We start from the raw sequence: 13,870 nt of genomic DNA, 5'->3' as shown, positions 1-13,870 counted from the left end.
TCCGAACGAATGCCCGGCGCTACGATTAATCAACTCAGGCGCTCGGACGGAATGCCCCCTCCCGGCTGCCACCCGATCCGGAGTCCGATGCGACACTTCACCCTCACGCAGTTGCGGTACTTCGCCGTCGTCGCCGAGTTGGAGAGCATGACCCAGGCCGCAGCCCGGCTGCTCGTGAGCCAGTCCGCCGTTTCGACGGCGATGGCGGAGTTGGAGCGCACGCTCGGCGCCCAATTATTCTTGCGCAACCCGTCGACCGGGCTCAAGCTCACCGCGACCGGCCGCAGGTTTGCTCTCGACTTGAAAGGATTTCTCGATCACGCCGATTTGTTGTTCGAGTCGGCCTACGGCGCCGCCGAGACCCTCTCCGGCGAGCTGACCGTCGGCGTATTCTCACCGCTGGCCTCGTTTCGGCTGCCGGCCATTCTTAAGGCGTTCGAGGCCACCCATCACGGCGTGGACGTGACCTTTCTCGAAGCCGACCTCGCCTCGCTGCAGACCGCTCTGCGCGAGGGACGTTGCGACCTCGCGCTCATGTACGGGCACGGCCTCGGCAGCGGTTTCTCGAGCCAGGTACTCGAGCGGGTCCCCCCACACGTAATCGTTCCCGAGGGACACCACGCCGCGAACACCCCCGGGCAGGAAATCGCCCTGCGCGACCTCGCCGGCGAACCCCTTATTCTGCTCGATCTGCCGCACAGCCGGGAATATTACGAGAGCCTGTTCGCGCTGGCCGGGGTGGAGCCCAACGTGCGCCACCGGTTCGCCGGCTACGAAACGGTGCGCTCCTTCGTGGCCCAGGGACACGGCTACGCCCTGCTCAACCAACGGGTTTACAACGATGTGCCGTACTCGGGCGGGCGCGTTGTGCCGCTGCGGTTGACCGACGAGTTTCCACCGAGCGAGGTCATGCTCGTGCGCCTCGACAGCACCCTACCCACCCGGCGAGCGCTGGCCTTCGAAGACATCTGCCTCCGGCTGTACGGCGCGACTCGCCCCTAGCCCATCACCAAAATCGATGCGGTCGGCCACGAGAATCAATTGGACAAGGATCTTTCGCGACGCGCAAGCTTGATCACAATCAGTCGCACATTCCCGGCAGCATGCGTCCGTGACCGGGATCGCGACAGCAGTGATCAAGGAGGATCAGTGTTCGAGCAGGCAATTCACGTGTCGCCCCGGTTACACACCAGCGGATGCGCCGCAATATGACCGACATACGGCTCATGCAGAGTTCACCGGTTAGAAACGCAGCGGCGAACGCCGGAATCATCGCGATCGTACGGTGGATTTCATGACCGCGACCGCCGCCACCACCCCGATCAGTTCGCCAGCCGAGACCGCTCCTCCGAAGAAAATCACCAGCCTGCAGAAGCGCGTGCTGCTCGGCGGCAGCATCGGCCAGTTCATCGAGTTCTACGATTTCACCCTCTACGGCCTCACGGCCGTGATCTTCTCCCAACTGTTCTTTCCAAGCTCGGATCCAATCCTGGCCCTGCTCGCCACCTTCGCCACCTTCGGTGTCGCGTTCGTCGTGCGCCCGCTCGGCGGCCTGTTCTTCGGCGCCCTCGGCGACAAGATCGGGCGACGCAAAGTGCTCGCCATCACCCTGCTCGCCATCGGAACCGCGACCGCGTGCATGGGGTTGCTACCGACCTTCGCCCAGATCGGCGTCTGGGCTCCCCTGCTCTTGCTGCTCCTGCGCCTCGTGCAGGGCTTCTCGGCCGGCGGCGAATCGGTCGGCGCCCCCTCGTTCGTCTTCGAACACGCACCGATCGACCGCCGCGGTCTCTGGCTGAACATCACCATCGCGGCCACCGCGCTGCCCTCGGTGTTCGCCGGGACGATGATCCTCATCCTGAGCCAGAGCATGTCCGACGAGTCGTTCACCGCCTGGGGCTGGCGCCTGCCGTTCCTACTCGCCCTGCCGCTGGCCCTGTTCGGCGTGTGGATTCGCAGCAAGACCAGAGAGAGCAAATCGTTCACCGACGCCCAGGCCACCAAGACCAAAGAATTCAGCCCAATCAAGGAAACCTTCCTCGAGAACAAGCTGCGCATGGTGCAGGTCATCTTCGTGATGGGCCTCACCGCGATGGGCTTCTACTTTCTCTCGGCTTACTTCGTGGCCTACGTGCAGACCACCGGCAACCTCGGCCGCGAGCAGTCCCTGCTGGCCAACGCGGCCGCCCTCGCGCTGTACGCCGTGATGCTGCCGATCGGCGGGCGCATCGGCGACCGGGTCGGGCGTAAGCCGATGCTCATCGCGGGATCGGCCGCGATCGCCGTTCTCGCCATCCCGAGCTTCATGCTCGTCACGAGCGGCAATCTGTCACTCGCCCTGCTCGGCCAGATCCTGTTCGTCATTCCGCTGTGCATCTACGGCGGCGGCTGCTACACCTTCTTCGTCGAGATCTTCACGACCCGAACCCGCTTCACAAGCGCCGCCGTAAGCTACAACCTCGGTTACGCCATCTTCGGCGGCACCGCACCGCTCGTCGGTACCGCTCTCGTCGCCAGCTCGGGCGTTGCGTTCGCCCCCGGCTTCTACATGGCCGGCGCCGCCGTCATCGTGTTCCTGCTCGTGACCCTCACTAAGGTCCCCGAGACGCGGGGGCGTCTGGGCTGAGCGCTGCGGCAATCCGTTCTATCCGATATCTCTTGAAGGAGCACCCATGTCATCTGCTGATTTTCTGACCGACTTCCACCACGTTGCCACCATCGGCGCTACGCCCCACCAGGGCGTCGACCGACAGGCAGCCACCGCCGAAGACGCCCAGAGCCGCGCCTGGTTTTCGAAGTGGGTCACCGACGCCGGCTATACCCTGCACGTGGATGGCATCGGCAACATGTTCGGACTGATCGAATGGACCCTCGGCGCCCCGTACGTGCTCGTCGGTTCGCACCTCGACAGCCAGCCGCTCGGCGGGCGCTTCGACGGCGCTTACGGCGTACTCGCCGCGCTGCACGCCGCCCGCAACGTCGACGAGCTCGTCACGAAAAGCGGCGCGGTGCCACCGTTCAACCTCGCCGTCGTGAACTGGTTCAATGAAGAGGGCGGCCGGTTCGCGCCGAGCGTCATGGGCAGCAGCGTGTTTGCTGGCCTGTTCGACCAGGAGAAGATGCTCGACGTGACCGACCTGGCCGGAGTGACCGCCCGCGCGGCCCTCGCCGACACCGGCTACCTCGGCACCGACCCCCGCCCGGTCACGGTGAGCTACGCCGAGATTCACATCGAGCAGGGTCGCATTTTGGAGCGCGAGGAGATCGCGATCGGGGTGGTCGACCGGAGCTGGTACACCCAGAAGCTCGACATCGAGGTGCTCGGCGAGCAGTCCCACACCGGGGCAACCGCCATGGCCGACCGGCACGACGCCCTCGTGGCCGCCGCCAAAATCATCCTCATGGTGCGTGAGGTCACCTACGACTTCGTCGACGAGGCCATCGTCTCGTCGGTCGGGCAGCTGACCCTCGAACCCAACTCCCCCATCGTCGTGGCCCGCCGGGTACGCCTGGTCGCCGACCTGCGCAGCGGCGACCCCGAGATCGTGCAGGCGGCCCGCGCCACCCTGCTTGAGAAGATGGCCGCGCTCGCCCTCGAACACGACATCAAGATCAACGTCACCGACTTCGATATTCGTCCAATCAGGTATTTTCCAGAGAACGGACTGCAGTTGGCCGAGCAGGCGGCCGCACGTGCGGGGCTGTCGACCCGCCGCATCCAGACCATGGCTGGGCACGACTCGGTCGCGATGAACACCATCGTGCCCTCGATCATGCTGTTCATTCCGAGCGTCGACGGCGTCTCGCACTGTGAACGCGAATTCTCCACGGATGCCGACATGGTCGCCGGGCTCGCGGTGCTCACCGAAGTCACCACCGACCTGATCCACGGGGCTCTGGTCGATGCGGTGCCGTCCCTTGCAGCGGCGTCGACTGCCCGGGTTTGACGAAGGCGGGCACGATGAGCCGAACAGAATCGCCTCCCAACAGGTTGCGCAACACCGTTTCAAGCAGTGCCAGCACCGACCTGCACTACCTCGGCGCGAGCGAGGCGCTCGGCCTGTTTCGATCGCGCGCGTTGTCGCCGGTCGAGCTGCTCGAGGCGGTTCTGCAGCGCATCGACGCGATCAACCCGCGGATCAACGCGCTGACCGAGCAGCTGGCCGATGAGGCACGCGAGTCGGCCCTCAGCGCTGAGCGCCAATATCGCGCCGGCGGCGCGCTCGCTCCGCTGCTCGGCCTGCCCATCGCCGCGAAGGAGAAACACTCCCTCGCCGGTCACGTGCTGAGCAACGGGCTCGTCGCCCAGCGCGCGGTGGTGGCGAGCACGGACCATCCGGTGATCAGCCGCATCCGCTCGGCTGGCGGCATCGTGCACGCACGCACGACGACACCCGAATTCTGCTGCGCCACCGTCACGCATTCGCCGCTCTGGGGGGTTACGCACAATCCTTTCAACCTCGAGCTTTCCCCCGGCGGGTCCTCCGGCGGCTCCGGCGCTGCCCTCGCGGCAGGCTTTGCGCCGCTCGCGACCGGCTCGGACATTGCCGGTTCGACCCGACTGCCGGCGGCCTTCACCGGAACCGTCGGGTTCAAGGCGCCCTACGGCCGTATTCCGGGCGTCGCGCCGCTCTCCGCCGACCACTACCGGAGCGACGGTCCGATGGCCCGCACGGTAGCGGATGCCGCCCTGCTCGCCAACGTGATGGCCGGCCGCCACGCGGGCGACCATGCCTCGCTCGCCGCCGCCGCGCCGCTGCCCGGCGCGTGGTCCTCCGTAGCGGGTATCCGCATCGCACTATGCATTCGTCTCGGAGACTACCTGATCGACCCCGATGTGGAGGCCAACACCCGCGCCGTCGCCGCGGCGCTGCAGAGCGCCGGGGCGATCGTGGAAGAGGTTGAGCTGCCGTGGAACACAGCTGAGATCAACCGGGTGTCCTTCACCCATTTCGGTCATATTCTGGGTCCGACGATGGAAGACGAGACCCGCGGCACCGAGAGCCAGCTCGCCGCCTACACGGTGCAGTTCATGGCGGATGCCCGCGCTGCGGCCTCCGACACCCGCTTTCTCGACGGTCTCACCGCTGAAACCCGCATGCAGGGCGAGCTCGCCGCGGTAATGACCGGGTTCGATGCCCTCGTCTGCCCGACATCGGCCGTCGCGGCGCTGACCGCTGACGGCCACTACATCGACGGCATCACGGCCAGCGGCGAGCACCTCGAACACTACTGGCAATCGCACATGACGCTGCCGTTCAACATCAGCAACCGCTGCCCGGTGCTCGCGGTGCCGAGCGGCATGGCTGACTGCGGCATCCCGACCGGGGTGCAGATAGTCGGGCATCCGTTTGATGACGGCACGGTCTTTCGCGTCGGTGCCGCCGTCGAAGCGGTGCGCCCGTGGGCCCACCGCTACGCGCGGATCGGCGACTGACCGTCTCAGTAGGTCGAAAGCTCGGGCTCGATCTGCTTCACCCAGGCCAGGATGCCTCCCTCGACCTGGCGCACCCGGTCGTAGCCCTGGCGCTGCAGCTCGGCAAGGACGGCAGTCGAGCGCGGCCCGGCCTTACAGTGCACGACGATATCGCGGTCCCGCGAGAGAACGGCTTGTCCCGAGCGGATGCCGCCCTGCGGAACCAGCAGCGCCCCGGTAATGTGCACGATCGCGTATTCCTCCGGTTCGCGAACATCGATGAGGTCGAAGTCGAGTGCGCCGCGTTTCCGGGCATCGAGCATGGCAGCGAGTTGTTGTACGGAAATGGCATCGTCGCCCCGACGTGGCTCCGACGCTGTGCCGCAGAACAAGTCGTAGTCGATGAGTTCGGTCACCGGCTTGGTGGCGGGATCGGGCGCAATACCGATCTCGCGCCAGGAAGTGTCGAGCGCACTGAACAGCACGACCCGGCCGAGCAGTGTGCGTCCTACCCCGGTGATCAGCTTCACCGCTTCGGCCACCATCATCGCGCCGATCGTTCCGCACAGCATCCCGAACACTCCGCCCTCGCCGCAACTGGGTATGGAACCAGCCAGCGGGGCTTCCGGATACAAGTCCCGATAGGTGGGACCGTGCAGATTCCAGAACACGCTCACCTGACCGTCGAAGCGTAGAATCGACCCCCAGACGCAGGGCTTGCCGAGCAGCGCGGCGGCATCGCTGACCAGATAGCGGGTGGCAAAATTGTCGGCGCCGTCGACGACCAGGTCGTATTGGGCGAACAGGTCGAGCGCGTTCTCCGCTGACAGCCAGGCATCGTGCTGGTGCACGGTGACGAGTGGATTGAGCTCGGCCACGGCCGCGGCAGCCGACTGCAGTTTCGACTGGCCGAGACCGGCGACGCCATGGATGATCTGGCGCTGCAGATTGCTCAGGTCGACCGTATCGTGGTCGACAATGCCAAGCGTGCCCACGCCGGCGGCCGCGAGATAGAGGAGCACCGGTGAGCCGAGGCCGCCGGCGCCGATCACGAGCACGCGCGCATTCTTCAGCCGCCGTTGACCGATCATCCCGATGTCCGGGATGAGGATGTGGCGCGAGTACCGCTCACGTTCGGTCGCGGTGAGCTCCTCGCCGGGTTCCACGAGCGGCGCGAGCACCGGCATCCGCTTCACAGGTCGGGCCGCCCGGTCATGGTCGATGACGCCAGGGCCAGGTCACGCCGCGGAATGCGGCCGGCCAGCGACGCCCGCCGGCCAGCAATCACGGCGTGTTCCACGAGCGGCGCGAGCACCGGCATCCGCTTCACAGGTCGGGCCGCCCGGTCATGGTCGATGACGCCAGAGCCAGGTCACGCCGCGGAATGCGGCCGGCCAGCGACGCCCGCCGGCCAGCAATCACGGCGTGTTTGAAGGCGTCGGCCATGAGGGCCGGGTCTTGAGCACGCGTGACCGCGGTGGCCAGCAGCACGGCATCGCAGCCCAGTTCCATTGCCAGTGCGGCGTCGGAGGCGGTGCCGATTCCGGCGTCCAGCACGACGGGAATGCCGGCGCGGGCCACGATCAGTTCGATATTGTGCCTATTGAGGATGCCGAGTCCGGTGCCGATCGGCGCCCCGAGCGGCATCACGGCGACAGCGCCCAGGTGTTCGAGCCGCAACGCGAGCACGGGGTCGTCGTTTGTGTAGGCAAACACCTTGAAGCCCCGCGCGACGAGCTGTTCAGTGGCATCCACCAGCTCGACCGCATCGGGAAGAAGGGTCTGCTCGTCGGCGATGACCTCCAGCTTGATCCAGTCGGTCTCGAGCGCTTCCCGGGCCAGCTCAGCGGTCATGACGGCTTCTCGCGCGGTAAAACAGCCAGCAGTATTGGGCAGCACTCGGATGGAATTCTCTACCAGAAGATCAAAGAGTGAACCGGTAGTCGCCACGCTGTAACGCCGCATGGCGACGGTGGTGAGTTCGGTTCCGGAGGCCCGCAGCGCAGCGCCAAGGCCGTTCAGGCTCGGTGCGCCCCCGGTACCCATAATCAGACGCGAATTTAACGACACGCCGTCAATCACGAGGCTGTCGGCGTTCATGAGCAACGCGGTCTCCACTGTCAACCTCCCTGAACTGCGGTAAGAATTTCAATCTCATCACCGGCGGTGAGCCCGGTGCACCACCATTGGCTGCGTGGAACGACCTCGGCGTTGCATGCGACGGCTACACCGAGACGTTGTCCGTCGGGAGCATGACCGTCTTGCGCGATAGACCGATCGGTGATCTCGGCCACGAGGTCGGTCACCGTGATGCCAGGCAGCACCTTTCGTTCCTGGCCATTGACGGTGATCCTCACGCTTGGCGATGCGGTCATGAGCGGGCTCCTTTCGGTGAAGCGGATGCCGGAGCGCGGCTGGCTGAGAATCGGTCGGGCCGGAATCTGTCCCACCGCTCGTCCGCACTTCCCTCGATGAGGCGAAGACAGAACTGCGCTGCTATCGGGGTGAGAAGTACGCCATGGCGAAAGAATCCGGTGGCGATGATGAGGCCGGAGATGTCGTCATTTTCGCTTTCCCGTGCGCTTCCTGTTCGGGAGACTCGTCCGAGGAGCGGCGCGTTATCGGGCGTTCCCGGACGTGCCCGAGCTGTCACCTCGATCAGCTCGAGTTCGTTGACCGCCGGCATAAGCACCCGGGCATCACGCAACAGTTGATAGACGCCACCGGCTGAGACCGCGCTGGAACCGTCTTCGCGCTGCGTAGCTCCGATCACGAGTGTGCCGTCCGGGCGAGGCACCAGGTACACCGGCATGCCACGCACCAGCCCGCGAAGTGTGCAGGTGAGCAGTGGCTGAAGATGCTGAGGTACCCGAAGTCGGAGGACATCCCCGTAGACCGGTCGAAGCGGCAGGCTCAAGTGCTCGGGCAAGCCGTTCAGCCCGGCCGCCCCGAGTCCATTGGCTACGACCACTTCGGTTGCTCCGACCATCCCGCCGTCGTCCAGGGCGACACCGGTGACGCGCGATGAGGCATCCGCTGGATCTTCGTGCACCAACCCACTGGCGTTCACGCGGATCAGGGCGTCGTGGCCCCACCCACCGTTTACCGCGAGCGCTGCAAGTTCGAGCTGAATGCGCTCGGTTAGCCGGCGTGGGTCGACCTGATGATCCTGCTCCACCACGAATACACCGGACACCTGGGGGCTTAGCAGCGGTTCAATCACCCGCGCTTCGCGAATGGTCAGGCGTTCAACGTTCAGCCCATTGGCCAGTTGCACGCCGCGCAGGTCGGCGAGCGCTTGCCGGTCAGCCGATTCGGCACCGACGTTCATGGTTTTGGTCCTCTGGTATCCAGTTTCGTTGGAATCGACTCCGATCGATTCGATGAACGAGGGATACAGCGAGGAAGAGGCGAGCATGAGCTCGAGCAACGCCTCTTCCTGGTAATGCAATTCGCTCACCGCTGCGAGCATTCCGGCCGCCGCATAGGTGGCCCCGCCGGCCGGATCCGGGTCGATGACGACCACCGTGCGGCCGGACTGCGCGACCGACCAGGCGATGCCGAGCCCGATGATGCCGCCGCCGATGACGGCCACGTCGACCGTGCGGTGCGCCCGCCGTTCACTCATGGAGCGCACCGCGGCCGGGCCGCAGCCCTTTAGTGTTGGTCGCATGGACCAGATCACCGCCCGGCTGTATCTCTGCACCGATGCCCGGAAGGATCGCGGCGATTTCGCTGACTTCGTGCATGCGGCCTTCGCTGGCGGGGTCGACATCATCCAGCTTCGCGACAAGAGCATCGACGCTGCGGAGGAGCTCGACTATCTCGAGATCCTGCGCTCGGTTGCCGAGCAGCACGCACGACTCTGGGCGGTCAACGACCGGGCGGATATCGCCGGCCTCGCCGGAGCGCCGGTCTTCCATGTCGGCCAGACCGATTTGCCACTGCCCTTCGCCCGCAGGCTGCTCGGTGCGGCCACCCGAATCGGTCTGTCCACGCACACCACCGAGCAAGTGGATGCCGCCCTCACCGCCGCCGACCTCAATTACTTCTGTGTCGGCCCGGTCTGGGCCACGCCGACTAAACCCGGTCGTGCCGCGGTCGGAACTCAACTGCTGCGCTATGCGGCCGAGCGCAGCGCATCCGCTCGCCAAACGCCCAACCAGCGAACGCTCCCGTGGTTTGCCATCGGCGGTATCGATCTCGGCAACATCAACCAGGTCGTCGACGCTGGCGCCACCCGGGTGGTGGTGGTGCGCGCGATCACCGAGGCCGATGACCCGACGGATGCCGCGCAGCGGCTTCTCGCCAGTCTGCCCGCCCTCTGCTAGCAGCGCGCAGCGTTGCGCGTTTCGCACGCTCATCGCATGCCCCCGCCCAGAGCGGAAGCGGCACTCGCCCGGGCGAACAGCCGATGAAAGTGGTGGATCGGTCCGTTCCCTCGTCCAACCTCAAGGTCATCAGCGTGGGCCAGGGCGTCCTGGAGCCACTCTTTGACCTCGGCGAGGGACCGCGCCCAGTCCCCGGTTCGCGCCTGCACCGTCGCCATCGCGGCGGAGAGCGAGCATCCCGTGCCATGGGTGTTTCTGGTAGTGATGCGCGGGGCGGTGAACTCGACCACGCTGTGCGCGAGCAGCCCGTGGGTGTTCACCAGGGCATCCGGGCAGGTGGTTTCATCGAGGTGGCCGCCCTTGACCAGCACGGTGGCGCCGGTGCGGGCCGACAATCGTGCGCCCTGCTCGAGGGCCTCGGCCCAGTCGATCGCCGGCGGCTCGGCCAGCAGAACGGCCAGCTCGGGAACGTTGGGCGTGACCAGATCGACGAGCGGGATCAGGTCGCGCAGCGCCTGCTCGGCCGCGGGCTCGAGCAGCCGGTCACCACTCGTTGCAACCATCACCGGGTCGAGCACGACCAGGGGAGGCCGACAGTCATCGAGCCAGGAACGCACCTCGGTGATCACCTCGAGCTGCGCGAGCATGCCGATCTTCACGGCATCGATGGCCACGTCATCACTCACGGCGTTCAATTGCTGCCGCAGAAAGGCAACCGGCGGAACGTGCACCGAGCGCACCCCGAGCGTGTTCTGCGCGACCAGGGCGGTCACGACCGCCATGCCGTAGCCGCCGTTGGCCGCGATGCTCTTCAGATCGGCCTGAATGCCGGCGCCACCGGTCGGATCGGTGCCCGCGATGCTGAGAATTCGGGGCGTTTGCCGCAGCATGATGCGGGTGGTTCGATCGATCATCCGTGACATTCCTTCGCTAGTACTAACTAGACAGGTTCAACGGGTATCGGTCTCAGCTCGCACACTACGTGGAGCACCCCGTGTCAATGGATAAGCCTATACGCGCACAACGAACGGACGCACAACGAACGGACGGCCGCGCTGAACGCGCGATCGCTCGCAGCGCAGGAGTGCACCGTGGACTAAGCGCACCGACTTGAGCTCGTAGATCGCCCGCGATCCGGCACACCCGGCGACCGCGATCACGACGCAGCACACGCAAAATGGCCGCAGCAGCCAACCGCCCAGATCCCACGCGCCCGCGTTGGACAGTCGCATTCACGCTCAGCCTCAGCCTCTTCGGCCTATTGCTCTTCGCCGAGACCATCGCCGCTCTGAGCTGGCTCGATGGCGCCCTTACAGCAGCTCCCGAAAGTCGAGTTATCGGGGCAATGACTTTCTTCCCCGGGTCGAGTCTCTTATGCACTCCGTCCGCCAGCGGGTCCGACAGTGGATCCAGCCTCTCGATGAACTATGGCTGGATTTGCCCGGCCATCAGTTTCATCGCCTTCGTACTTGCTGCACAGCCCTGGCAGATCTTCCACAACCGCGACGGCGAACACGACTGCGAGCTCGTCCCTGATCCGCTGCGGATACCCGTTCCCTTCACCCAGAAGCTTTGCTCCCCACCGTCCCAAGGCCATACTCTATGGTCCAACGGAAAGAGACCGATCATGCGTACGCTTTCAGCGGGATTGTTCATGTCACTCGATGGCGTCGTCGAGGCCCCCAACCTCTGGCAGTTCGACAGCTTCGACGACGAACTTGGCCAGCAGATGGAAGAAATGATGGGGCGCATCGACACCGCGATTCTGGGCCGAATCGGCTATCAGGAGTGGTCGGAGTACTGGCCGAAAGCCGCAGATGACGACCCATTCGGCGGGTTCATCAACCCTATTCAGAAGTTCGTGGCATCTCGAACGCTGGCCGCTGATCTGCAGTGGCAAAACTCCACCCTGATCGTGGGCGATCTTGCCACGTTTCTCGTCGAACTGAAGAACACCGAGGGCGGTGAAATCGCTGTGTTCAGCAGCATCTCCCTGGTGCGACAGCTGCTCTTCGCTGGTGTTCTCGACGTGTTGACTGTCATGATTCACCCCGTGATCGCCGGAGTCGGGCGGCACCTCTTCGAGCCGACCGATCCAACGACCCGGCTCGAACTGGTCGACTCCACGATCACCAGCAATGGCAATGCCGTGCTGAGTTACCGTCTGCGCTCGGTCTGAACCGGGCATCCACACTCTCGACACCACCGAAGGAGCACATCATGTCATTCCAGGCTTATCTCGACACCATCGAAGCCAAGACCAAGCTCACGCCGCGACAACTGGTCAACATCGCCGCGGAACGTGGGCTCACGGTCCCACCCGTGAAGCCGACAGCCATCGTCGACTGGCTCAAGGCTGACTACAACCTTGGTCGCGGACACGCAATGGCGCTCGTGCACGTGATCAAGAACGGAGCGGCGATCAGTGACAAGCATGTCGGCGCCGAGGGGGTGCACCGGGACGCATCGACGGAATTATGGCTAGACGGCGTTGCGACGAAGCCTGCAGGATATTAATTTTCGTACCAACCGCTTATTCGACCGCGCAATTGCCTCCGCGGATGACCCGCACTGAGATCGCAGGGTCGACCAGCAGCCAAGCGGGCATTCCCTAGGGTGTGTCCTGGTAACGGTGTTTCCGGCGCTTTTCATTACTAGGATTCTGCGTTCGGCCAGCGGTCACGGAGGGTGATGGCGAAGGCGTTGAGCGACCTGCGGTGACGGTGCGGCGGAGGTCGGAGTTCTGCAGGCCAACTGACCGTCACGCCGGCCGTATTGACGTTTTTGGTGGTGGCCAGCCATAGTTGCCAGATGAGTTCTCTTTCGCCTGCACGCGGCCGTCTTGTTAACGACGCCTGCTTTCGACTCTGATGGGCCTCCTGCCAGACACGGAGCCTGTGGATCCGTTCTATCAAATGGGCGCCACCGACTTTGTAGGTGAACATGGTGACGTCATCCGTGTGCGCACGATGTCGGGACCTGCCGCGTTAGAGTCCGCCGCAACGTGCGAGCTTGTGATCTATCAATCCACGCGCGTGTCTGATGGGGCGCCGATAGGTGTTTCGGGAATCATTGCAATGCCCCCGGGAAACCCCCCAGCGGGTGGTTGGCCGGTCGTGAGTTGGTCGCACGGGACCGTCGGTGTCGCAGATCGCGGTGCTCCCTCGCTGGATTCGGAAGAGCTGGCCGACATTGGTGACCCGACCGACCCGCCCCTGACCGTTCACCGCAAGATCAATGCGGCCCCTCATGGGCTGTTGAACGAGTTCCTCAACCGGGGCTGGGCCGTCGTTATGACCGACTATGAGGGGCTGGGCACTCGCGGCCCGCACCCTTACCTCTTCGGGGCCTCGGAAGCGCGCGGAGTGCTGGACATCGTCCAAGCCGCTCGCGCCCTTCACAATCGCGACAGTGCGACTGGACAAGAAATAATCTCCCGACGTTTCGTGATCGTCGGCCACTCGCAAGGCGGGCAGGCTGCGTTGTTCGCTGCGCACCTCGCCCCAACCTGGACCGGAGAGCTCGCCCTTCTCGCTGTCGCCGCGATCGCGCCAGCGTCCGCGCAAGAGCGACTCCTCCTACTGTCTCTGTTGCCGGCCGCGCCCGACCTGGCATTCTTACCGCTCGCCATCGCCGGCGCCCTTGCCAGTGACCCTGGCCTGGCTACTGAGCTGGAACAAAAAGTCTTCACGCCGCTCGGACTCCAGCTCTTCAAAAACACAATTGACGTGCAAACCCGGGTCGAGTTGAGCAAGCCCGATTCCTGGGGCGCGTTGCCTGGGCGCAAGTACTTCCGCGTTCTCTCCCGCAAACCGAGGCTGACAGCCGCACTGAGACGGATGCACCCAGATCTGGAAATTCAGGTACCCATCCGGATATCCCAGGCTGTCAACGACCGTCGAGTGTCAGCGGCTGCGACCAAAAGACTATGGAAGCAGCTCAAGCGAAGAAACCAAACCGTCACGGTCGAGTGGGTCGAGTACGACAAAGTTGCGCCAGCGGTCCCGGCCAGTCTTGGTGATCACTTCGGAATTCTGAACAGCGATGTTGTGCCGCTCGCCGATTGGCTGGAGCGTAAATTCGCCACCGCTAAATAAACGAATGGAATGGCCCATTCGTTCGG

The 13,870-nt window shown here is 64.8% G+C and carries 13 protein-coding genes, 1 pseudogene and 1 riboswitch; of the genes and pseudogenes, 8 read left to right on the top strand and 6 right to left on the bottom strand.

The genetic code is table 11. The features are described from left to right. Positions 1-87 precede the first annotated feature (87 nt). The 4 genes from E3T47_RS07755 (at position 88) to E3T47_RS07740 (ending at position 5,437) form a co-directional block, all read left to right on the top strand. Complete coding sequence (locus E3T47_RS07755; protein WP_134555512.1) at positions 88-1,002, top strand: LysR family transcriptional regulator; 915 nt, start codon at positions 88-90, stop codon at positions 1,000-1,002. 292 nt (positions 1,003-1,294) lie between these two features. Then, positions 1,295-2,626, top strand: coding sequence for an MFS transporter (locus E3T47_RS07750; RefSeq protein ID WP_134555511.1), 1,332 nt, complete (start codon positions 1,295-1,297; stop codon positions 2,624-2,626). A 46-nt stretch (positions 2,627-2,672) separates the two neighbouring features. After that, complete coding sequence (locus E3T47_RS07745; RefSeq protein ID WP_134555510.1) at positions 2,673-3,947, top strand: M20 family metallo-hydrolase; 1,275 nt, start codon at positions 2,673-2,675, stop codon at positions 3,945-3,947. A 14-nt stretch (positions 3,948-3,961) separates the two neighbouring features. Continuing rightward, positions 3,962-5,437 (top strand): amidase, encoded by a 1,476-nt coding sequence (locus E3T47_RS07740; protein WP_134555509.1) that lies wholly within the window; start codon positions 3,962-3,964, stop codon positions 5,435-5,437. 5 nt (positions 5,438-5,442) lie between these two features. Here E3T47_RS07740 and moeB read toward each other — a convergent pair whose 3' ends face one another. From moeB to thiO, 5 genes are read right to left on the bottom strand one after another with little or no spacing between them, the layout of a single operon-like run. Beyond that, the gene (gene moeB, locus E3T47_RS07735; RefSeq protein WP_134555665.1) at positions 5,443-6,603 is read right to left on the bottom strand and encodes a molybdopterin-synthase adenylyltransferase MoeB; all 1,161 of its coding nucleotides are present in this window, start codon (positions 6,601-6,603) and stop codon (positions 5,443-5,445) included. A 5-nt stretch (positions 6,604-6,608) separates the two neighbouring features. Beyond that, positions 6,609-6,746 carry a hypothetical protein gene (locus E3T47_RS07730; protein WP_198416610.1) on the bottom strand — a complete coding sequence of 46 codons (138 nt, stop codon included), beginning with the start codon at positions 6,744-6,746 and terminating at the stop codon, positions 6,609-6,611. Next, positions 6,743-7,516, bottom strand: coding sequence for a thiazole synthase (locus tag E3T47_RS07725; protein ID WP_134555664.1), 774 nt, complete (start codon positions 7,514-7,516; stop codon positions 6,743-6,745). Before E3T47_RS07725 ends, E3T47_RS07730 begins: the two co-directional genes overlap by 4 nt. A gap of 20 nt (positions 7,517-7,536) precedes the next feature. Beyond that, positions 7,537-7,791, bottom strand: coding sequence for a sulfur carrier protein ThiS (thiS, locus tag E3T47_RS07720; protein WP_241982067.1), 255 nt, complete (start codon positions 7,789-7,791; stop codon positions 7,537-7,539). Then, positions 7,788-9,044 (bottom strand): glycine oxidase ThiO, encoded by a 1,257-nt coding sequence (thiO, locus tag E3T47_RS07715; RefSeq protein ID WP_134555508.1) that lies wholly within the window; start codon positions 9,042-9,044, stop codon positions 7,788-7,790. The genes thiS and thiO overlap by 4 nt, the downstream gene beginning before the upstream one ends. Before the next feature lie 43 nt (positions 9,045-9,087). Between thiO and thiE the strand changes: the two genes are divergently transcribed. Further along, on the top strand, positions 9,088-9,747 hold the full coding sequence (gene thiE / locus E3T47_RS07710; protein WP_134555507.1) for a thiamine phosphate synthase: 660 nt from the start codon (positions 9,088-9,090) through the stop codon (positions 9,745-9,747). 77 nt (positions 9,748-9,824) lie between these two features. On the opposite strand, the pseudogene thiD reads toward thiE, so the two are convergent. After that, positions 9,825-10,670, bottom strand: a pseudogene (thiD, locus tag E3T47_RS07705) (bifunctional hydroxymethylpyrimidine kinase/phosphomethylpyrimidine kinase); the annotation flags it as partial. Then, a riboswitch (TPP riboswitch) is annotated at positions 10,653-10,752 on the bottom strand. (Overlaps the previous pseudogene by 18 nt.) A gap of 622 nt (positions 10,753-11,374) precedes the next feature. Here thiD and E3T47_RS07700 point away from each other — a divergent pair. The 3 genes from E3T47_RS07700 to E3T47_RS07690 all read left to right on the top strand — a co-directional run bounded on the left by E3T47_RS07700 (position 11,375) and on the right by E3T47_RS07690 (position 13,844). Continuing rightward, positions 11,375-11,926 carry a dihydrofolate reductase family protein gene (locus E3T47_RS07700; protein ID WP_134555505.1) on the top strand — a complete coding sequence of 184 codons (552 nt, stop codon included), beginning with the start codon at positions 11,375-11,377 and terminating at the stop codon, positions 11,924-11,926. Positions 11,927-11,967: 41 nt separating this feature from the next. Beyond that, positions 11,968-12,264, top strand: coding sequence for a DUF4287 domain-containing protein (locus tag E3T47_RS07695; RefSeq protein WP_134555504.1), 297 nt, complete (start codon positions 11,968-11,970; stop codon positions 12,262-12,264). A gap of 599 nt (positions 12,265-12,863) precedes the next feature. Beyond that, positions 12,864-13,844 (top strand): alpha/beta hydrolase family protein, encoded by a 981-nt coding sequence (locus E3T47_RS07690; RefSeq protein WP_166805654.1) that lies wholly within the window; start codon positions 12,864-12,866, stop codon positions 13,842-13,844. Positions 13,845-13,870 lie beyond the last annotated feature (26 nt).

Source organism: Cryobacterium ruanii (assembly GCF_004404055.1).
Taxonomy (GTDB): domain Bacteria; phylum Actinomycetota; class Actinomycetes; order Actinomycetales; family Microbacteriaceae; genus Cryobacterium; species Cryobacterium ruanii.
Note: the sequence above shows the minus strand (reverse complement) of the source record. Positions and strands in the feature narration are given on the sequence as shown.